Origin of the sequence: Chryseobacterium carnipullorum (assembly GCF_003815695.1) — a bacterium.
GTDB classification, from domain to species: domain Bacteria; phylum Bacteroidota; class Bacteroidia; order Flavobacteriales; family Weeksellaceae; genus Chryseobacterium; species Chryseobacterium carnipullorum.
Genome location: NZ_CP033920.1, coordinates 4,112,614 through 4,133,316 on the forward strand (window position 1 = coordinate 4,112,614; position 20,703 = coordinate 4,133,316).

The following is a 20,703-nucleotide window of genomic DNA, read 5'->3' on the forward strand; positions in this document are numbered from 1 at the left end:
CAATTATGAGAATCGAGGGGGCTGGAAAATACGGGAAAGATAAAGACTTGGAAAGTTTTTTTCCTGATAAGTACTGTTTTTCTGAGGTATCCTGAATTCTTCAGGTTTTTCTATATGGAAAGTGATTTCAGGAAGCTGGGCAGTGACCATCAGCACAATGGGTGGATTAATGAACGGAAGTTTCTGGTCTGTAGCCCAATCTGAGTCTTCTTTATGGTTGTCATAGTGTTCCATCACAAACTCTGCGAAGTTTCCTTCATATTCCATAAGATGTTCCACAAATAAGGGCACTTTTAGCACTTCCGCCGTATTGGTGGTAGCAAGCACATACATCATCGAACATACTATGGAAAGCCATTTTAACATTGCGGTGCAAATATAGGGCTTAAATTTTTCCTAAAAATGAATCTTCATATTAATTTTATAAGAAATTTTCCCTGTATCAGAAGTCTTTCCCATTCATAGTATTCATTCTAAAAAAGGAAATATCGTGTAAATAATTAGAGATCAGTGACCTTATTTCATCAGTTCCCAGAATATAAGCTATCACATTTAAAGTGTTTCTACGGAAATTTTTCTTTACACCTTCTTATTTTCTCTGGTTTTTACTGGAATAATAACATCGTATGGTAAAGAAAAGTCTGAAAAAAGGCAGGTTTATTCTTTATTCAAAATCCAGAAAGCCGTCTGAAAGTCTTTTCCACTGGATCTTGGAAATCCCCATGATTCCGCCCGTAGCTACCATAAGGTTTCTGACAATATCTGCAAATCCAGCATTGAAATTTGGACATTCATTTCTTCCGTAAACTGCTGCTTTTAAATGAGTGGGTGTTCTGGAAATGATAAACGTAGATGTTGATTTACTGCTGTAAAAATGAGCAATATGGTCTTTTTTAGAGTTTTTAGGGTCTCTTAAAGGACGGCAGGTCATGACAATACTTTCTGTGCTGTTGTCCTCCTCAAAGCACATATCCGTAATTTCTACCCAATCATAACCTCTTGCTTCTTTTTCTCCCGGACCGGGAATATCAATCCTCATACAATCGCCTATCTGCGGCATTCTTTGGGCCTCATTCCCTGAAGAATCATAAAGCTTAAATGCGGCAAATCCTTTCCCACAGTAGCTTTCCCATCTGTTAACATCGAAAAACCTGTCTTTCAGGAGTTCAAATTTTAGCGCAATAAGTGCAGGGTCAAACTGCTTTTGACTTTCTGTATCGTGAAATCCACCGGACTGCTGTTCCGGCACTCCTTTGATCTGCTTTGGTTTCATTATCTTGAATTTGGACTAAGGTATGAAAACGATTAGGATTTATTGATGAGCAGAATCACAACATAAAATTTTTATCTGCTTACTTCTAAAAACAAATATTTTCGCAAACTAATGCAATAAAATCTTAGCGTTTAAAAAAGTTTCTTAAATAAAAAAACCTCTCAATAGAGAGGCCTGATGTTAAAATGTAATGTATTGAGATATATGGAGTGCTTAATGTTCGTCATCAAAAGTAAAAAATAAGGGATGATGTATTTTATGACTGGAGTCATGTTGTGGTAATTTTGTTATCAATATGTTAAATTTTAAATATTATATTGAATTTATATGAACTAATATTTATTTTTGGATGATAAAATTACAAACTGTAAAGTGAAATTGATTTTAAAAATCCAATTCCAGACTCTGTATGCCAGATATTGCTATGATAATCGATGAAGAACTTTTACTTTCCTCAGGAGCCGACCTGATGAATTATGCGGTCAATGATGTTGTTTTTAAAGAGGGAGATATGCCCAAATATTATTTTCAGATCAAAACGGGAACCGTCAAGATCAACAACTACCATGAAGATGGACGGGAAATCATTCACAGTGTTCCTTTTGACGGGCATTGCCTTGTGGAGAGTGCTCTGTTTATTGATAAAGCCTACCCAGTGAATGCCGTGGCTATGACTGGCTGTGAGATCATCAGGCTGGAAAAAAGTAAATTTCTGTCGCTTATAGGCAGTTCCCCCGATCTTATGGCAAAACTCTACAGATATACGGCAGAAAGAATGTATTACAGGCATGTGATGATGAATAATATTTCAGCACCGGACCCAGGAACCAAAGTAAAACGGGTAATGGAAAGTCTGAAATCCTATAATCAATACACCAGCAAATATTCTTACCAATTTCCGTTTACGCGGCAACAGCTGGCCTCTCTTACCGGTTTATGTGTAGAAACGGTGATCCGGGTGGTCAAAAAAATGGAGAAGGAAAAAACAGTGAGGATACAAAACGGTAAAATATTTTATTGATCATTATTTTAGAAAGGTTATTTTCTACATTCCAACCCTGCCTATCATTCCTCTGATCTAGGGTATCAGTAACACTTATTGGGTAAGCTCCTTTATTAGACTGGATCTTTTTTATCCAGTGCAAAAAGGATTGCAAAAAACTAAAAGAAAAAGAGCATTAGCAGCAGTCCTTATTTTTAAATGAAATTCATAATTTTTTAATATTTATGCCATTATTGTGGTTTTCATAATGGAAATTTTGTTTATATTTGTGCTTCGAAATAATTTTTTTTCATCATTTGTGTTTTTTTAAGGTCTCCTGATTCAGGGGACCTTTTTTATTATGTGCAGGCGTAAATGTTTATTTCATGGGTAAGTAAAATTACAGTTGCAGGGTACGAGTTACCATGTCAAAATTCAAAATCAACATCGTTGAAGGTCCACTTTTTAAAGCAAAAGAAGTATATCCTGCAATAGAAGCTTCTTACGGAGATATATTGACAGGAGCGTGGTCAACAATGGTTTAAAATAAAATGAATGCAAATGCTTATTTAAATTCCAGAATATTAAAAATTACACTAATCATCTTACTGTGTTGTTTTCACAAAATCTGTAGGCTTAGACTGCATCACAGACTGGAAACTTCTTGTAAAAGCCTGCACACTCCTGTACCCTACTTTGTACGCAGTTTCCGAAATTGTAAGGTCGCCCGAGCTCAACAATTCAAGACTTTTGATAATTCTCAGAATCTGCTGATACTTACTCAATGTCATTCCGGTTTCTTTTTTAAAGATACGTTCCAGTGTTCGCAGGGAAAGCAGGGAGATTTCACTGATATCTTCTATCCTGATATCTTCCTGGTAATATTTGTGAAGGTATTCAATTGGTTTCGACAATCGTTTATCTTCCGGAAGGCTGATGTGCAATTTCAGTGAATGTTCCACAAAACGTGGCAGCTCATTAAAAAGGGCCTGTAAAAATATCATCTCATCCGGATCATTTACTGTGCTTTTTGACCATCTCTCTGAATATTTTATCATTTCTTTTAAAACAGGAGGAACTGAAAAAATATTGATCTCATGATGAAAAACACTGTTTTTTTCTACATCAGCAAACATGATCATCAGTTTGATCTTCTCAGAATGTGAATTGGTTTTATGCAGAGATCCGGGAGGAATCCAGGCTGCATGGTTTTGTGGAAGCAGATAAATCTTCCCATCCACGGTGATGTACTGGAATCCGCTTTCTACATATACCAATTGACCTTTTTCATGGGTATGAAGGATATCATCATGTCGCCAGTTTTCTTCAAACCATACAAAATAAGGTTTACCCAATTCTTCAATGGCTATTGTATTGTGTGGATTCATGTCGTTTTAGGTTAAAACTATGGCAAAATTAAACAAATCAACTGAATTAATTTTGCAATAAATGTTTATTGTATGACGAAGAATGAAACAAGAAAAAATGCTTCTTACGTTCTGATGCTGATTAATGTACTGGTTGTAATCCTGGTTTCCAGTAATCTCAGATCTCCTATTATTTCTGTATCTCCTGTTTTGACAGATATACGGAATGCTCTGAAACTGGATAGTTTTCAGGTGAGCCTGCTTACTTCTATTCCCCTCTTTATGTTTGCCACCTGTTCGGTTTTGGTCAGCAGATTTTCACATCAATTCAGTATCAGCAGATTTCTGATGTATTCTCTTATAATTTTGAGTTTTGGTCTGTTTTTACGAATTACAGGATCTCTATGGATGCTTTTTGCGGGGTCTGTGTTCATAGGACTGGGTATTTGTATAGGAAATGTGGTGACTCCGGGCTATATCAAGAATAATTTCCCAAAACAGATTGGTCTGATGACCGGGATTTTTGCCGTTTCCATGAATCTTACTGCGGCACTGGCATCAGGTTTCAGTGTAAAAATAGGCGAATGGACGGGTTTCGGATGGCGTGGTTCACTGGGAATCTGGCTTGTGATTGCTGCTCTGGGATTATTCGTTTTGATTCTTGAATTAATTTTCAATAAAAGAAATCCGGATCAGGCAAAGGCGACAGTAAGCCGTTCTGATTTTAATATGTTTAAATCTGCTCAGGCATGGAACATCAGTATTTTTATGGGCTTACAGTCGCTGTTTTATTATTGCATTATGGCCTGGCTTCCTTCGTTCCTGACGGATTATAAAATGCAGGGTGAAAGTACGGGATGGGTACTGTTCGTGATTCAGATTACCATGATTCCTGTTACTTTTTGTGCACCTATTATTGCCGGAAAAATGAAAAACCAGCGGATTCTGATTGTTTTTATCTGTACGCTAATGTTTGTAAGCACAATGATGTTTGCATGGCTGCAGTCTCAATGGATCTATGCTAATGCTATGATTATCGGGATCTCCAATGGCCTGTCTTTCAGTTTATCGATTCTGTTCTTTTCAACAAAGACAAAAAACAGCGCCAATGCAGTAAAAATATCGGGAATGGCCCAATCTGTAGGCTACCTGATTGCAGCATTTGGACCTCCGGTATTTGGAAAACTTCATGACTGGGATATTTCATGGAAGAGTTCTTTCTATTTTTTAAGTTTTGCTGTCCTTGTGATGTTTTATTTCGGAATGAAGGCCGCAAGAAATCAATATGTTGAAGATTGACAGAGGTATTCAAGAATTTTATAACAGCTGAAATAAAGATCATTATTTCAAATCTTTCGTGTAGGTCCAAACTAACTTTACGATCTTCAGATGCGACATTTTAATTCAAATAAAATCAATGTAAATAATTTGCTACTGCATTTAAACATACGTATGCAGTAGATTTTTCACTATAAATCTGCCATTAAAAATGGTGGTATTAAGTATTGTGATCTTTTTATTTGAATCATTTTAATTTTTACATCAAAACAGTCTTGCTTTATTAGCAAGACTGTTTTGAAATTAAGGACTGGTATCTTTTATTTTCCTAATTTAGAAACGACTTCCTCTAAGTTGATTTGCATTACCTTTTGTCCATCTGATGTGCTAAAATCTTGGAATAATTCTGTAACCGTTGCATTTGCTGATAAAACCTTTGCGCCGATTTGTCTGAAATAATCGAATGAAGTTTCATCAGCCAGTTGGCTCATACTTCCGCTTGCGTCGGCTACTACAATTACATTATAACCTAATTCAATGGCAGACGTAACAGTATGCAAAAGGCATATATCTGTTGTAAGACCACAAATAACCAGGTTTTTTCTGTTAAGATTTTTTACAGCAGTTTTAAAATCAGGGTCGATAAAGCAGTTCAATGTTCCCCCTCTTTTAATTCTGTTATCAAATTGTTTTGGGGCTGTTTTCTGAATGCCATCCCAAGTCAGACCAATTTGCTCTTCCATAGTAGTGGTAATCAGTAAAGGGACATTTACTTCTGCTCCGACTCTCGCAAGCATACGTAAATTATTTTCTACATTTTTTTTATCCTGACTGTAAATCCAATCCATTGTAGATGTTTGATGGTCAACTAATAGGATTGCCGAATTTTGTGGGGTAAATTGTTCCATTTTTTTTAATCTTTTGCTGTTAATAATGATGCAAAAATAATTACATTTACTTTCTATACTACCGTTGTTACCTACAGGTAAGTAGTTACGTTCAAGTAAGTGAACTGAAAATCATACACATATGGAAAATAAAGAGCCACTTTGTCAGTTTAAGTTAATGGCATCCAGAGATGCTTTGGAAGTTATTCAGGGTAAATGGCGTATTCCAATTATTATTTCGCTTACCTATGGAAAAAAAAGATTTGGTGAAATTCATCGGGATATCGCTGATATTTCTCATAAAATGTTGTCGCAGGAATTGAAATCATTGGAAACGAATAAAATCATTACAAGAACATTATTTGATACTAAGCCTTTAACAGTAGAATATTCTTTAACTCCATTGGGCTTGTCAACAACTAAATTGTTAGATGAGCTATTAAACTGGGGCATTCATTTCCGAAATGAAGTTGTAGGTAAATAGTATTGATCATCAAAAATAGGATGATCATTTTTTAACTTTTATTTTTCTCTGTGAAACACCATAGAAAAATTCACATATTTTAAGCTTATCTGAGGGCCAAAAAAATCATAGCCTTGAAGATTAAAAACAAAAAAAGTCTCATCAAGAGACCTTTTTTATGCAGAGCAAAAGTAATATATGCCTTTAAAGATTTCTATGAAAAAATGTTTCCAGTTTTTCAAAAGGAATCAATTGGGTTTTATCATACAGATCTACATGTCCCGCGTTCGGAACATAATACAGTTCTTTCGGTTCGGCGGCAAGTTGATAAGCCGCTTCACTGAATTCTTTTGAGTGCGCCTGATCTCCTGTAATGAACAGCATGGGTCTGGGAGAAATGCTTTCTATGTCATTAAGAGGATAGAAATTCATGAATTTGGTATTACTGCTCAATGTGGGATGGGTAGTCAACTCCGGCGAACTTCCTTTCGGAGTATATTCTCCCCTCGAAGTCCTGTAAAAATCATAAAATTCGCGTTGTATAGGAGGTGTATTTTTGTCCAGTTGGTGAACAGTTCCGCTTGTATATCTCCTTTTTCCGCCTGTAAATTCTACGTAACGCTGTTCTGCAGCTTCCTCAATGATTTTCTTTCGCTGTTCGAGACTTTGAGAATGATTCAGTGCATTTCGGTTGGCCGCCCCCATATCATACATACTCACGGTTGCTATCGCTTTCATTCTGGGGTCAATTTTCGCTGCACTGATCACAAAACTTCCGCTCCCGCAAATACCGATAATGCCAATTCTGTTCTTATCAATGAATGATCTTGTTCCGAGAAAATCAACGGCGGCACTGAAATCTTCTGCATAGATATCGGGAGCCACAGCATTTCTCGGTTCTCCGGCACTTTCTCCCCAAAAGGAAAGATCAATCGCTAAGGTTACAAAACCTTTCCCGGCCATTTTGGATGCGTACAAATCAGCACTCTGCTCCTTTACCGCACCCATCGGATGTCCTACAATAATGGCTGGATATTTTTCATTTTGGTTAAAATTTTCTGACATAAAGAGATGTCCCGCAACCTCCATATTGTATTGATTTTTAAAGGTAACTTTATACACAGTAATATTCCTGTCCACTTTAAAAGTAGTGTATTGGTGGGCGTTGATTTTTTCCATTTTATTTTTTTCTGAATCCGGATGATTCTTTTTTACGTTCTGTGATGCTACTTTCTCTGAAAACAGAAGACATAGAGCTACTGCCCATATTGATTTTTTCATTATTGATCAATTGATTTAATTATTTTAGCCGGAACTCCCCCTACGACCATACCATCAGGAACATCTTTTGAAACGACTGCCCCGGCCGCAACTACAGCATTTTCCCCAATAGTAACTCCGGGAAGGATGGTAGATCCGGCACCAATCCATGCTCCTTTTTTTATGAGAATAGGTTGGGTAATGAGTGCTCTCCTGTTTTTGGGATCCAGCGGATGATTTTCTGTAATCAGGCTTACTTTGGGACCAATCAAAACGTCGTCTTCTACCGTAATTCCGCCCATATCCAGAAAGGAACAGGCATGATTGATAAAAATATTTTCCCCAAGAGTAATGAAGTTTCCGAAATTGGTGTAGAACGGCGGAAATATCGTTGTGCTTTCATCGATGGTAACGTCCGTAATTTCACCAATACAATCACGTACCTGGCGGATATCCGTGGCATTATTAAGCTTCTGAGATAGCGCAATCGTTCTGTTTACAATTTCATTAATCCTATCATATTCGGGATCATCGGGATGAATAGCTTCACCACTTTTCAGCCTTTCCAATATGCTTTTATTTTGCATTTTCATCTTTTTAATATAAAACGAAATTAAAATAAAAACCCCACAAAGATGTCTTTGTGAGGCTCAATTAACCTTTCTGAGAAGCTCAAAAAAGGGAAAACATTCATTATTCAGATGCAACTAAGCTCTCTGGTATTGACGTCCCTTAATCAGTCACCGACTACTACAAAACTGCTCTGGTCTCAACAATGATGAAATAACCGATACGATCCTTTATAAGCCATTTCCCATTCTGACGTACATATTTGTCATCATATTTAACGCTATAATCGGTCAGGATATCCTTGCCTTCTATCTCCCGGATCATTTTGATCTGAGAAAAAGAAGTTCCGGTAGCAGTATCTCCATCGATTTCCACCGTATTCTGTCCGTTCAGAGTGAAATAGGTTTTAACCTGTGAAGCATGGCTATTAAATTCATTTTCGAGTTTTTCTCTGCCTACCGTGTCTCCTGTCAGAAAATCTCCCATATAGGCTTTATAGGTAATATCAGAGATTCAAAGACAGGTGAACGGAATATCTGCAAGGGTACTTTCCAGCGAACTTAAAGAATTGGAACTGAACGGATTTATCATAAAAAAGTTTCTGTTGGTTATCCTGTAAGTATTGAATATGAATTGCTTCCCTACAGTCATACCCTGGAAGAATTGGTTGGAGCAATGACCAGATGGGGAATGCAGCACAGACAGAAAATTAAAAGCGAGATGGCTTCCGGAGGAAAATCTTCCGGTAAAAAATAAAAGTGTGGTAATTATAGATCGGATGGTGAAAAACCATATTCTCTTTTAAAAGCTGTGGAAAAATGAGACGGATTTTTAAATCCCACTTCCATATAAACGTCCTGCACTTTTTTATTTTCTTCTTTCAGCTTAAAATAAGCGGCTTCGAGGCGTTTTTTTATCAGCCATTTCTGAGGGGTGAGATGGCTTATTTTCTTAAAATCCCGTTTAAATGTGGCGAGACTTCTGCCCGTATAGGAGGCAATCTGTTCCATGGTAAGATCATCCCTGTAATTTTCGTTAAGAAATCCCAGAATATCTACTTTCCAGGGTTCTGTAAAATCGAATAGTACAGGATATAAATCTTCAGAACTATTGAGAATGGCATAAATCCCTTCAAGGAGTTTCAGATGAGCAACACCTTCGGTAGGTTTTGTATGGCCATCAAAATAAGGCGTTAAAGACTGAAACAAGCTGGTAATATCGGGACGGATTTCAAGTTTAAATATATTTTTTTCTGAAACTGAGGGTTTCTTTGGTATTTCAGACCTGTTCATTTTGCTGTAAAACTCTCGAAGAACAGATCTTCCAAAAGTCAGTGAGATCCCTTTGTATAAATCTTTTCCTACACTATTTTTATACATGATGAGCCGATGATCGCGTCGGATAAAGGCACACTCTCCTGCTTTGATCACAATTTTTTCGCCTCTGTCTTCTATGATCTGCTCTCCGGAATACAGATACAGCAGAACATGTTCAGGAGTTGCATGAATGCATTTTTCGCTGTACTCTGAAAAGCAGGAAAGAAAGATACCTGAGTAGTTCAAAGTTCTCAATGTGTCTGTCTGTTCCATGCTTCGTACAATATTATTTAATTTTACAAATTTAGTGATAATGTAGCGGTAAAGATTTGTTGAGAGGCTCAAGTCTTAACTTATGTCACTCTTCTTTTACTGCTTGCCTCCACCCATTCATCTTTCGTGCATTTAGGACAGTTTCCGGCTTTTCCTTGTTGTTTCATTTCGGTATGTCCACAAAATGTACAGGAATACTGACCTTCTTTGCTTATATTTTTTAATGCATATTTTAAGGACTCGGGCATAATCGGAAGTCCGTGTTTCACCTCTTTGTCCTCGTAATAAAAAACACTTATTTGCCCGGAACTTTCTACAATAGCTGTTTCTATCTGTCCCAATTGGGAAACGCCTCTTAATCTCAGTTCTGCAAAAAACTCATCGCTGCCAAGGTTTTCTTTTTTAAAATTATCAATGGCAAATTCTCCATCCCGGATCAGACATATGGAAGCTCCTTCCACCATTTTTTCAAACTCTTTGCTTCTTCCGATAAAAAAAGTAATGATCCTGTATAAAAGAATAATGACAACAAAAACAAGGATTGAAGAAACAATGCCGACATCTTTGTTAAACATTGGATCGCCTGCTGCAGAACCCAAACCGATGATAACGACCAGTTCAAAAACGGAAAGCTGCTTCACTCCCCTTTTGCCTAAAATTCTCAATCCGATGATAATGGCAAGAAACATAATGGAAGTACGGAGAATGATCTCCAGCAGAAAGGACCATTCTTCATGTCCCATCAGCAATTCTTTCCAGTTAAGTTCCAAGAGAAATAAGGTAAGCATAGAAATTAATTTAGGAGGAGCATTCAAAAAATGCGCCATCGCCTGTTTCTGCTGTTGGCTTCGGGAACTTAATCCACCAGGGAAAACTAAAAATTGCCGAATAATTTTGAGGTCTTCAGAATTTAATCTAAAGGATATTCTTCACCATCCTGTACAACAAAACACCTTTCCTGAAGTCCGTTTTTAATAATTTCCTCCTGAATAAACTTCCGGTCTTCTTTGCAATGGCTTACAGCTTCCAGATGAGTGACCAAAACGGTGGCCTCCGGTGCATACTCACAAACCTTAATGATATCCTGACTGGTCATAATGATAGGATCTCCAACTGCAAAAGTTGCGGCTCCCCCTGCAACCACAATATGCTGTGGCCTGTACTTATCAATTTCTTCTGCAATTCTTTCGTACCAGATGCTGTCACCCACGATATAAAGCGTTTTTTCTTCCGTTTTAAAAACAAAGCCATTGACTTCTCCCATCTTCTCTCCTATTTCTCCGGTTCCGTGCTGTCCTTCTGTAATGGAGATGCTGATATTTTCCCAGATGATATGATCTTTAACGGAAATTATATTCTTAAAACCAGATTGAGCGATCTGTTCCGAAATGACTTCAGGGCAGATCAGAGGAATATTTTTATCCAAAAGTTCAACTGCTTTGGGATCCCAGTGATCGGGATGAAGATGAGTGACAGCCACGGCATCTATTCCTGAAAGTTGATCTTTTAATTCCTCTTCACTGAATGGAAGATCAACCAAAGGATTGAGCAGTTCATTATCCGTCATTGGAAATTTCCCCAGAGAACCTTTTGCTCCAAGCATCGGGTCGATTAAAATATTTTTGTCTCCGATTTGGATTACTAATGTGGCATTGCGCCATAATTTCAGTTTCATTTTGCTTAATTTTGTCCTGCAAAACTATGGCTAAATCAAGGCTCAATAATAGACGGTTACCAAAAGGTTAACCATAAAAATATTTGATAATGAATTTTGAAGAATTTAAAAACTGCGGACTCAGACGTAGCCTGGATATTCTTTCCGGAAAATGGAAACCCCTGATTCTTCAGAATCTTTTTGAGGAAGAGCAGGTACGATTTGTAGAATTGTGGCGAAAAATGCCCAGAGTTTCAAAGAAAGTGCTTTCAGAGCAACTTAAACAGATGGAGGAAAATCAGATGATTCAACGGATTGAAGTCTATAATTTTCCTCCGGAAGTGTATTATAAGCTTACTGACAGAGCCCGTAAATTAGGTCCTATTCTTGACCAGCTGCATGAATGGGGAAATGAACTTGATTCTTAAAAGTGTCCAGCACCTCCAGAATATTCCGGTAAGTAAAGTCCAGTTCTTCTGCAGTAATGCAATAAGGGGGAACCAGATACATTACATTTCCCAGAGGACGCATAATGATTCCACGCTGTAAAAATTCATCGTACAGAACTTTTCCCACCTCGTTAAAATAAGATGTATGCTGATCTGTTTTAAGCTCAAAAGCCAGAATTGTTCCGGTCTGGCGTACATTTTCAACATTCGGATGCTGTTCAAGAATGTCCGTAAAGTCAGAATGCTGTCTGCTGATACGATCAATGGCCGCTAATGTTTCTTCCTGTAATAAAAGTTCCATGCTGGCCAAGGCCGCAGTACAGGCTAATGGATTGGCGGTAAAAGAATGTCCGTGAAACAGTGTTTTGTATTTGTCATCGGATAAAAATGCATTGAAAATCTCCTGTGAGCAAGTGGTAATTCCCATTGGCATCGTTCCTCCGGTGAGGCCTTTTGAAAAGCACATAATATCCGGTATTTCTGCAAGATGATTGGCGGCAAAAAGTTTCCCTGTTCTTCCGAAACCTGTGAATACTTCATCCTGGATCATCAGGATTTCTTTGCTTCTGCAAAACTTCATCAGCTCATCCAGATGTTCAGCCTCATACATCAGCATGCCTGCTGCACCCTGTACCAGAGGCTCATAGATAAAACAGGCCGTTTCCTCTGCAATTTCACTGATCTGAATTTTTAAGCTTTCCAGATTTTCTGCGTTGGGCGTATCGATAAAAACCACCTCAAACAGCATACTTCCGAAAGGTTTTGTCCAGACACTTCTTCCGCTTACGGACATCGCCCCGAACGTATCACCATGGTAAGCATTTTTAAAAGCAAGAATCTTGGTTTTTTCTTTTCCTGAATTATAGGCATACTGAATACACATCTTCAGGGCCGCTTCCACTGCCGTCGAGCCATTATCCGAATAAAAAACCTTTTTCTGATTTTTCGGAAGCAGGTTCAATAAATTTTCTGACAACTGAACAGCCGGTTCATGCGTAAATCCTGCAAAAATAACCTGTTCCAAAGTAGTCAGCTGCTGATATACCCGCTCGGCAATGTAAGGATGGGCATGACCGTGCAAAGTCACCCACCACGACGAAACCGCATCGATATACTTTTTACCTTCGTCGTCAAACAAATAAACGCCCTTACCTCTTACAATAGGAATGGCATCTCCGGCCGTTTTCATTTGGGTATAAGGATGCCAGTTGACGTTTTTGTCTCTTTCCGCAAGGAGGGACTGTATTAATGTATTCATCTTTTTTAGAAGTTAGAAATTAGAGATTAGAAGAAGGAGGCCCTGCAAGCCAAATCGTGGCCCGAGCCTCGTATCGAGAAACAAGATTAGCAACAGCTACTCTCCTTCATTTTCATCGGTTTAAGTCCCAGTTTTTCCAGCATCTGCATATCTTCGGAAACGCCCGGATTAGGAGTTACCAATAAGGTTTCTCTTTCTCCTGTGAAGATGGAATTGGCTCCGGCCATAAAGCACCAGGCTTGTTCTGTTTCGTTCATTTCAATACGTCCGGCACTTAATCTGACCATTGAAGAAGGCATGACAATTCTTGCCGTGGCAATCATTCGTACCATTTCCCAGCTGTCTACTTTTTCGTTATCCTCGAGCGGAGTTCCTGCCACTCTGGCTAAAGCATTTATAGGAATAGATTCTGGATGCTTTGGCATGGTGGCAAGAGTTAAAAGCATTGAAATTCTGTCTCTATGTGTTTCGCCAAGACCTATAATTCCTCCTGAACACACCGTTATTCCAGCATTTCTGACGTTATTAATGGTATTGATTCTATTATCAAAAGTTCTGGTGGAGATAATTTCTTCATAATATTGTTCGGAAGTATCCAGATTGTGATTGTAAGCATATAAACCTGCTTCCTGAAGACGAATAGCCTGCTCTTCGGTGAGCATTCCTAACGTACAGCATACCTCAAGCCCAAGTTCATTCACTCCTTTTACCATATCGATTACACGGTCAAAATCACGGTTGTTGCGGACTTCACGCCATGCTGCAGCCATACAGAAACGGGACGATCCGCTGTCTTTTGCTTTTTGAGCGTGAGCAATAACGGTTTCTGTCGGAAGCAATGCCTGTACCTTGATGTTGGTGTGATATCTGGCTGCCTGGCCGCAGTACGAGCAGTCTTCAGGACATCCTCCTGTTTTAATGGATAGTAAGGTGGAGATCTGTACTTCAGTCGGATCATGCCATTCACGGTGGATGGTGGATGCTTTATAAATCAGTTCCAGCAGAGGCTGATGGTAAATTTCTTCTATTTCTTCTTTGGTCCAGTTGTTTCTGATGCTTGTTTTTTTGTCCATTATCATAAATTTGTTTTTGTTAATTGTTCTGCGGCAGCTTTAATGCTGACTTTGGTTGGCTGGTCGATTTCAGGAATGTAGATGATTCTGGTTTCTCTTTTAATAAAATTACAGATCACTCTTTCAGTATCTGGAGGAAAAGCTCCGTTGAAAATCAGGTATTCCAGCTTGAGTTTTCTTTGTTTTAAGGCCATGATGGAAAGTAAACTGTGGTTAATACATCCTAAATAATTCCTGACTACTAACGCTACAGGAAGATTAAACCGTTCTATAAGATCTATCATAAAAATCTCATCCGTAAGCGGGACCATAAGCCCTCCTGCTCCTTCCACGATTAGTTTATTACCTGTTTTGGGAAGCTGAAACTTATTTAAATTGATTTCTATATTTTCTTCCCTGGCAGACTGATGCGGAGATGCAGCCAGTTGAAGACGGTAGGTTTCCGGATGACAGACGGTACCCTCTGTCCATGACTCTATTTTATGGCTGTCCGTATTATCAAGGTCTCCTGACTGCACAGGTTTCCAGTAATCTGCTTTAAAATATTGTGTTAAAACGGCAGAGCATATTGTTTTTCCTACTTCGGTGCCAATTCCGGTGATAAATAGTTGATTCATTTGAGATTACAAGTTGCGGAGTTGCGGGTTTGGTGTTTATTGACTTGTTTTAAATAAATTCTTTAATAATTCTCGTTAGTTCTACAATGTCCTCTTCTGTATTGAAGCTGTGGAGACATATTCTGAGTCTTTCAGTTCCTGTTTTTACGGTGGGACTGTAGACGGCATAGGTTAAAAAGTCATGATCCGATAATGTTTTCTGTAAGTTTTTTAATTTCTGATTATCGGGAATCAATACAGCTTGTATCGGGCTCAATTCTGAAGATGGGGTGTCTATATTTTGATTTCTGAAAATGCTAATGTTTTGATTAAGCTTTTCTGACAGCTCAGGTTTTTGTTTTAAAAATTCATAACCTGTTTGGATAGCCATCCATAGAAAATCCTGTGCTGCTGTGGTATAGATAAAAGGAGATGCAAAATTAACCAAATAGGATTTCACTGTTTCATCACAAAGAATGGCTGCGCCATGGGCTCCCAAAGCCTTTCCATAAGTTATTACTGCAGCAAAAACATCATGATGTAAATCGTATTTCTCAATCAATCCATATCCGAAAACTCCGAAAGCATGGGCTTCATCTACAATCAGTGCTGCATTGTATTTTTTGGCTAAAGCTGCAATCTCCTGAAGAGGAGCAAGATCCCCATCCATTGAATACAGACTTTCTATAGCAACATAACAAGGTCCGGTCTGCTTTTTCAGTATACTTTCCAGATCTTCCGGATCATTGTGACGGAATTTTAATTTCTTTGCATGAGACATCCTGCAGGCATCCTGTACAGAACGGTGGATCTGCTCATCCACAATAATCGTATCATGACGGTCCGGCAATGTAGAAAACAAAGCCAGATTCGCATTGTAGCCGGAAGAAAAAAGAAGAGCTGCAGGATATTGATGCTGTTCAGCAATATACTTCTCCGTTTCATCAACGATATTGCTGTTTCCGCTGATCAGTCTTGAACCGGAGCTCCCGGAAAGAAGTGTAGGATTTTCCTGAACTTTCAGAAGCAGTTGTGCCTGAAGTTCTTCATTTCCTGCCAGGCCAAGATAATCGTTGGAATAAAAATCAATACCATTAAGTTTTGGCTTTAACATTCTTAATATTCCTACTTCCTTTCTTTTATCGAGGGCTTCCTGAAATTTTTTAAGCATAGTCTAATTGGGAAACTTCTTCAGCTATAGCATTGATCCACTGATCATGCAGTTCTTTTTCTATCGTCAGGATATTTTCTGCATGCTGGTTCCAATCCGGAGAAAATTCATTGAGCTGATTGATCATTTCTTCAAGATGTCCCTCTTCTTCCAGAATAATGGATTTCACCATAATCCTCGAAGATGCTTTGGTCAGAATATCCTGATACACTGGATATAATTCATCTGCACGGACTTCAATAGCATAGGTCACAAAAAGGTAAGCTGCATATTTCAACTCTTCCTTATTCAGAGTAAATACAGTTTGAAGATACCTGCAAGCCTTTACATCCAATGAATGAAGATATTGTCGGGTCGCAATTGGAGCAAGAAGTTCATCTGCTTCATAGGTTTTACACCATTCGGGATCTATTTTTCCTATCTGTTTTTTCAGATAATAAGCGTGACGGTGTTCTTCAGCAGCATGTTTCAGCTGGATCAGCGTAACGGAAACCGGATGCTCACACTTAGAGATCTTTCTGGCTCCAGCATTTTCCATGAACGAAAGCGTGTTCAGCCATTTGGCATGGATTACGCCATCCTGTACAATTCTTTCAAGCAATGGTTGAAATTCCATAGATTTTTATTTTGAATCAAAATTAGTATATTGCCGGACCACTAACAGGTGCCAGTTTTAATATTATGGATAGTCCGGTTAAGATTCCTTATCAAAGTTTTATAGAAATTGACAGAAATTCAGAGACTTCGATCTATATGCAGATTGCCAATCAGCTGATTAATGCTATTCAAAGGGGCTTTTTACCTTATGGCACCAAGCTGCCGGGAACCCGGACATTCAGTGAAGTTCTGGAAATTCACAGGAATACTGCCGTGGCGGTTTATGATGAATTGTCCGCACAGGGTTGGGTAGAAAGTCTTCCGAACAAAGGAACTTTCATCATCGGGGAAAATCAGGAAAAGCCTGTAAAAGTTAAAGACTTTGAAAAAAACAGTCTTCAGAATTATCCTGAAACCACAGGTTTTTCATTTAAAACTTCGAATATTTTAGACAATCCTTTTGAACACTCAGATTGTGAATATGTTTTCAACGACGGGGTACCGGATATCAGGTTGACTCAGATCGGGCAACATTCAAGGTTTTACAGTTCTATTCTGAAACGAAAATCCAACCAGAAAATGCTTGGACATTACAATCACGACGGAAGTGAATTTTTTAAGGAACACTTGTCACACTACCTTAACCTATCCCGCGGACTGCCTATTTCAAAGAATAATCTTCTCATCACCCGAAGCACGGAAATGAGTATTTATATTGTATCTGAAATTCTCCTTTCCGCAGGAGATACGGTATTGGTAGGTGCTTTGAGTTATTTTTCTGTGAATATGATCTTCCAGAAAGCGGGTGTCAATATTGTATCTCTGCCGATAGATGAAGAAGGAATTATCGTAGAAAATGTTCGGGAAGCCTGTAAAAAGCAGCAGATCAGAATGCTTTATCTCACGCCGCATCACCACTATCCTACTACTGTTGCTTTAAGTGTACAACGAAGGCTTGAACTGCTGGATCTTGCCCATGAGTATGGTTTTATCATTCTTGAAGATGACTATGATTATGAATTTCATTATGATAAAAGCCCTATTCTACCCTTAGCAAGTGCGGATACGAATGGGATGGTTATTTATATCGGATCTTTTGGGAAATCGCTGGCTCCGGGGTTCAGAACCGGATTTATTGTCGCTCCGGAAAATCTGATGGTTGAGATGAGAAAATATCTCGGAATCATAGACCGTCAGGGAGACATTTTAATGGAAAGAGCTTTGGGTGAAATGATTGAGGAAGGTGAAATACATCGGTATCTGAAAAAATCTTTAAAGGTTTATCAGGAAAGACGGGATTATTTTGCAGAACTGCTTGAAGAAAATTTAGACGGATTGATAAAGTTCCAAAAGCCATCGGGAGGTCTTGCTTTCTGGCTGGAATGGAATGTTCCGGTCAATCTGATGCAACTGAGCCGGAACTGTGCGCAGAATAATTTGTTTATTCCTAAAACATTACTCTACCAGACGAAAGATCTTACAGCGATGAGGCTGGGGTTTGGAAATCTCAACTTTGAGGAAATGGAGAAGAGTATTGAAATTCTTTCTGATCATACTAGAAAGCTGCTATAATATAATTGTTATAAATTTCCCACAGATCCCACGGATCACGCAGATAATTGTTTTTTATGAATCTGTGAAATCTGTAGGATCTGTGGGATAAAAAATATACTTACTGTAATTTACTACGCAAAGTTTTATGTTTGACACTTTTCATTTTAAGTATTGAAAAAGTTGATCTGATGAAGCGAGAAGATTTGCATAAAAGAGTCATTACAAATAATTGATATGAAATTTCCTGCAGATCACACGGATCACGCAGATGATTACGTTTTTATGAAGCTGTATGTAAGCAAAAAATATCAACCACAAAAGTCACAAAAGTTTCCTGAAACACTTAAGTTTATTTAAAGTTTAAAAGCTTATCGTAAAAAAATACACTTAAGTTTTTGTAAAATCTATGATTTTCTTTACCATAACAGGAAAATCTGCCTGATCTTTTTAATCTGTGAGAATAATATTTTAAACCATTAAGCATTATTAAGCTTTTAAGAATATTAAGTTTTAGCTTCGCTTTAAGATCTACAACTTAAAAAAATCTTTGATTTTTCTTAACTCACCTTACTCTCTTCATTTATCTTAATGTTTTAAAAGCAGTATAAAATAAACCACGGATGGCATAGATTTTCAAGGATAATTGCGTTTTTATGAAGCTGTATGTAAGCAAAAAATATCAACCACAAAAGTCACCAAAGTTTTCTTGAAACACTTAAGTTTATTTAAAGTTTAAAAGCTTATCGTAAAAAAGTACACTTAAGTTTTTGTAAAATCTATGATTTTCTTTACCATAACAGGAAAATCTGCCTGATCTTTTTAATCTGTGAGAATAATATTTTAAACCATTAAGCATTATTAAGCTTTTAAGAATATTAAGTTTTAGCTTCGCTTTAAGGCGTACAACTTAAAAAAAATCTTTGATTTTTCTTAACTCACCTTACTCTCTTCATTTATCTTAATGTTTTAAAAAGCAGGATAAAATTAACCACGGATGGCATAGATTTTCAAGGATAATTGCGTTTTTATGAAGCTGTGTGTAAGCAAAAAATATCAACTATAAAAGTCACAAAAGTTTTCCTGAAACACTTAAGTTTATTTAAAGTTTAAAAGCTTATCGTAAAAAAATACACTTAAGTTTTTGTAAAATCTATGATTTTCTTTACCATAACAGGAAAATCTGCCTGATCTTTTTAATCTGTGAGAATAATATTTTAAACCATTAAGCATTATTAAGCTTTTAAGAATATTAAGTTTTAGCTTCGCTTTAAGGCGTACAACTTAAAAAAAATCTTTGATTTTTCTTAACTCACCTTACTCTCTTCATTTATCTTAATGTTTTAAAAAGCAGGATAAAATTAACCAGGGATGTAATGGATTTTCACCGATGTTTACGTTTTAAGGGTTTATAAATTTGTGAATTTGTGAAGTCTTGAAGATCCTGGGAATAAAAAAAGTGCAACGGTTAGGTTACACTTATCTAAATTTTTGTTTTTGTTAATTTGTAGGCACTAAAGCCTTCACTTTCTTTTTCTTGGGTTTCTTCTTTTTTCTGTTCAGATAAATAATGAATCCTGTGATGGGTAGTGAAGTTGCAATGATGCCCGCAAAAAGGTATAAAATCCGGCCTGTCATTCCAAAGATGCTTCCTGTATGAAGGTCATAATTTCTTTCTCTTAACGCAGTTCCATTGCCAATGTTTTTGTCTTTGTAGGATTGATGTTTTAAGATTTTTCCTGAGTATTGATCAAAAGTAAATTGTTCATTCTGGTATTGCTTATTCCCATAAGTCACCTCAGCATAATAAGTTCCTTCTTCTGTTTTAGGGAAGCTGATGAGTGCAGATTTCTTATCTGCCAAGCTCTTTTCTACTCTGTTTCCTACAATATTCAAGATCTTTTTCTTGTCTGAAGGTTCTTCAGAGGGAATTGTGCTTTTTGCTTTCTTTTCAGTTTTCGCCTTTCCGTTCAGTGTTTTTTTGACCCATTGGTCAACGTCTTCAAAATTCCATATCAAGGCAGCGTATGAAATAAGGCATAAAGGAATAACGGCATAAAATCCCAGGACATTGTGCATATCATAATTAACCCTTTTCCATTTGGCTGATGTCTTGATCGTAAACATTCCTTTCAAGGCTTTCTTATTCATTTTGCGGGGAAACCAGATCACCAGTCCTGAAAAAAGCATAATCGCTAATATCAGTGTAGAATATCCGGTAATGGTTTTACCGATTTTTTCACCCAATAAAAGCCTGCGGTGAAGATCCATCACGATCTCAAAAAAATCATTTTTGGCATTTTCAACCTCAAGAACTTTTCCGGTGTAAGGATCCACATAAACCCTGTAATAATGAATATAAGAACCCCAATACGTCAAGGCCTCTTTATCCATTTTCAAAGAACGGAAAGCATAGCTTCTGGATGGATCTGAGGATATTTCTACTCTGCTTACCTTTAAACTGTCCGGAAGTGCCTGCTCAGCTTTTAACTTCAGGTCAGAAAACGGCAGTTTCTCTTTTTTTATGGTTTTGACGAAATATTTCTCCGGGTGTATGGTATGCTTCAGTTCTTTTTCAAAAGCGAGAATACATCCTGTAACCGCCATTATGACAACGATAAGCCCGGACGTTAGTCCGAGCCATAGATGTAATTGATAGGCTGTCTTTCTTAGTATAGAATTCAT

Annotated in this window: 21 protein-coding genes and 1 pseudogene; 6 read left to right on the forward strand and 16 right to left on the reverse strand. The window is 37.6% G+C overall.

Annotation, left to right across the window (positions count from 1 at the left end):
* Positions 1-3: 3 nt before the first annotated feature.
* Positions 4-366 (reverse strand): hypothetical protein, encoded by a 363-nt coding sequence (locus EG346_RS18785; RefSeq protein ID WP_073334551.1) that lies wholly within the window; start codon positions 364-366, stop codon positions 4-6.
* Positions 367-664: 298 nt separating this feature from the next.
* Complete coding sequence (locus EG346_RS18790; RefSeq protein WP_123880749.1) at positions 665-1,273, reverse strand: hypothetical protein; 609 nt, start codon at positions 1,271-1,273, stop codon at positions 665-667.
* A 409-nt stretch (positions 1,274-1,682) separates the two neighbouring features.
* Between EG346_RS18790 and EG346_RS18795 the strand changes: the two genes are divergently transcribed.
* Positions 1,683-2,294 carry a Crp/Fnr family transcriptional regulator gene (locus tag EG346_RS18795; RefSeq protein WP_123880751.1) on the forward strand — a complete coding sequence of 204 codons (612 nt, stop codon included), beginning with the start codon at positions 1,683-1,685 and terminating at the stop codon, positions 2,292-2,294.
* 566 nt (positions 2,295-2,860) lie between these two features.
* Here EG346_RS18795 and EG346_RS18800 read toward each other — a convergent pair.
* Positions 2,861-3,643: a helix-turn-helix domain-containing protein gene (locus tag EG346_RS18800; protein WP_123880753.1), complete on the reverse strand. Its 783-nt coding sequence runs from the start codon at positions 3,641-3,643 to the stop codon at positions 2,861-2,863.
* Positions 3,644-3,715: 72 nt separating this feature from the next.
* Between EG346_RS18800 and EG346_RS18805 the strand changes: the two genes are divergently transcribed.
* The gene (locus EG346_RS18805; RefSeq protein ID WP_073334554.1) at positions 3,716-4,921 is read left to right on the forward strand and encodes a CynX/NimT family MFS transporter; all 1,206 of its coding nucleotides are present in this window, start codon (positions 3,716-3,718) and stop codon (positions 4,919-4,921) included.
* A 299-nt stretch (positions 4,922-5,220) separates the two neighbouring features.
* On the opposite strand, the gene EG346_RS18810 is transcribed toward EG346_RS18805, so the two are convergent.
* The gene (locus EG346_RS18810; RefSeq protein ID WP_123880755.1) at positions 5,221-5,808 is read right to left on the reverse strand and encodes an isochorismatase family protein; all 588 of its coding nucleotides are present in this window, start codon (positions 5,806-5,808) and stop codon (positions 5,221-5,223) included.
* Positions 5,809-5,929: 121 nt separating this feature from the next.
* Here EG346_RS18810 and EG346_RS18815 point away from each other — a divergent pair, with 121 nt between their 5' ends.
* Complete coding sequence (locus EG346_RS18815) at positions 5,930-6,271, forward strand: winged helix-turn-helix transcriptional regulator (RefSeq protein ID WP_123880757.1); 342 nt, start codon at positions 5,930-5,932, stop codon at positions 6,269-6,271.
* A gap of 183 nt (positions 6,272-6,454) precedes the next feature.
* On the opposite strand, the gene EG346_RS18820 is transcribed toward EG346_RS18815, so the two are convergent.
* The 3 genes from EG346_RS18820 to EG346_RS18830 form a co-directional block, all read right to left on the reverse strand.
* Positions 6,455-7,531, reverse strand: coding sequence for an alpha/beta hydrolase (locus EG346_RS18820; RefSeq protein ID WP_228426113.1), 1,077 nt, complete (start codon positions 7,529-7,531; stop codon positions 6,455-6,457).
* Entirely contained in the window at positions 7,531-8,097 is a 567-nt protein-coding gene (locus EG346_RS18825; protein WP_123880759.1) for a DapH/DapD/GlmU-related protein, read from the reverse strand. The genes EG346_RS18820 and EG346_RS18825 overlap by 1 nt, the downstream gene beginning before the upstream one ends.
* A 163-nt stretch (positions 8,098-8,260) precedes the next feature.
* The gene (locus tag EG346_RS18830; protein ID WP_123880761.1) at positions 8,261-8,566 is read right to left on the reverse strand and encodes a nuclear transport factor 2 family protein; all 306 of its coding nucleotides are present in this window, start codon (positions 8,564-8,566) and stop codon (positions 8,261-8,263) included.
* Positions 8,567-8,603: 37 nt separating this feature from the next.
* Here EG346_RS18830 and EG346_RS18835 point away from each other — a divergent pair.
* Positions 8,604-8,836 (forward strand): annotated as a pseudogene (locus EG346_RS18835) (winged helix-turn-helix transcriptional regulator).
* A gap of 11 nt (positions 8,837-8,847) precedes the next feature.
* Here EG346_RS18835 and EG346_RS18840 read toward each other — a convergent pair.
* The 3 genes from EG346_RS18840 to EG346_RS18850 all read right to left on the reverse strand — a co-directional run bounded on the left by EG346_RS18840 (position 8,848) and on the right by EG346_RS18850 (position 11,344).
* A complete protein-coding gene (locus EG346_RS18840) occupies positions 8,848-9,669 on the reverse strand; it encodes a helix-turn-helix domain-containing protein (RefSeq protein ID WP_123880763.1) in 822 nt (273 codons plus the stop codon).
* A gap of 80 nt (positions 9,670-9,749) precedes the next feature.
* Positions 9,750-10,457 (reverse strand): DUF421 domain-containing protein, encoded by a 708-nt coding sequence (locus EG346_RS18845; protein WP_123880765.1) that lies wholly within the window; start codon positions 10,455-10,457, stop codon positions 9,750-9,752.
* A 122-nt stretch (positions 10,458-10,579) separates the two neighbouring features.
* Complete coding sequence (locus EG346_RS18850) at positions 10,580-11,344, reverse strand: MBL fold metallo-hydrolase (protein WP_073334559.1); 765 nt, start codon at positions 11,342-11,344, stop codon at positions 10,580-10,582.
* Between the two features lie 89 nt (positions 11,345-11,433).
* On the opposite strand from EG346_RS18850, the gene EG346_RS18855 reads away from it, so the two are divergent.
* On the forward strand, positions 11,434-11,751 hold the full coding sequence (locus EG346_RS18855; protein ID WP_073334560.1) for a winged helix-turn-helix transcriptional regulator: 318 nt from the start codon (positions 11,434-11,436) through the stop codon (positions 11,749-11,751).
* On the opposite strand, the gene bioA is transcribed toward EG346_RS18855, so the two are convergent.
* From bioA to EG346_RS18880, 5 genes are all read right to left on the reverse strand, one after another.
* The gene (gene bioA / locus EG346_RS18860) at positions 11,705-13,030 is read right to left on the reverse strand and encodes an adenosylmethionine--8-amino-7-oxononanoate transaminase (RefSeq protein ID WP_123880767.1); all 1,326 of its coding nucleotides are present in this window, start codon (positions 13,028-13,030) and stop codon (positions 11,705-11,707) included. The genes EG346_RS18855 and bioA overlap by 47 nt on opposite strands.
* Before the next feature lie 86 nt (positions 13,031-13,116).
* Complete coding sequence (gene bioB, locus EG346_RS18865; protein ID WP_123880769.1) at positions 13,117-14,103, reverse strand: biotin synthase BioB; 987 nt, start codon at positions 14,101-14,103, stop codon at positions 13,117-13,119.
* A gap of 2 nt (positions 14,104-14,105) precedes the next feature.
* Complete coding sequence (gene bioD, locus EG346_RS18870; RefSeq protein ID WP_123880771.1) at positions 14,106-14,720, reverse strand: dethiobiotin synthase; 615 nt, start codon at positions 14,718-14,720, stop codon at positions 14,106-14,108.
* A gap of 49 nt (positions 14,721-14,769) precedes the next feature.
* Entirely contained in the window at positions 14,770-15,870 is a 1,101-nt protein-coding gene (locus EG346_RS18875; protein ID WP_123880773.1) for an aminotransferase class I/II-fold pyridoxal phosphate-dependent enzyme, read from the reverse strand.
* Complete coding sequence (locus EG346_RS18880; protein ID WP_073334565.1) at positions 15,863-16,486, reverse strand: hypothetical protein; 624 nt, start codon at positions 16,484-16,486, stop codon at positions 15,863-15,865. Before EG346_RS18880 ends, EG346_RS18875 begins: the two co-directional genes overlap by 8 nt.
* A gap of 65 nt (positions 16,487-16,551) precedes the next feature.
* Between EG346_RS18880 and EG346_RS18885 the strand changes: the two genes are divergently transcribed.
* The gene (locus tag EG346_RS18885) at positions 16,552-18,039 is read left to right on the forward strand and encodes an aminotransferase-like domain-containing protein (RefSeq protein WP_123880775.1); all 1,488 of its coding nucleotides are present in this window, start codon (positions 16,552-16,554) and stop codon (positions 18,037-18,039) included.
* A 1,479-nt stretch (positions 18,040-19,518) separates the two neighbouring features.
* On the opposite strand, the gene EG346_RS18890 is transcribed toward EG346_RS18885, so the two are convergent.
* Positions 19,519-20,703: a PepSY-associated TM helix domain-containing protein gene (locus EG346_RS18890; protein ID WP_123880777.1), complete on the reverse strand. Its 1,185-nt coding sequence runs from the start codon at positions 20,701-20,703 to the stop codon at positions 19,519-19,521.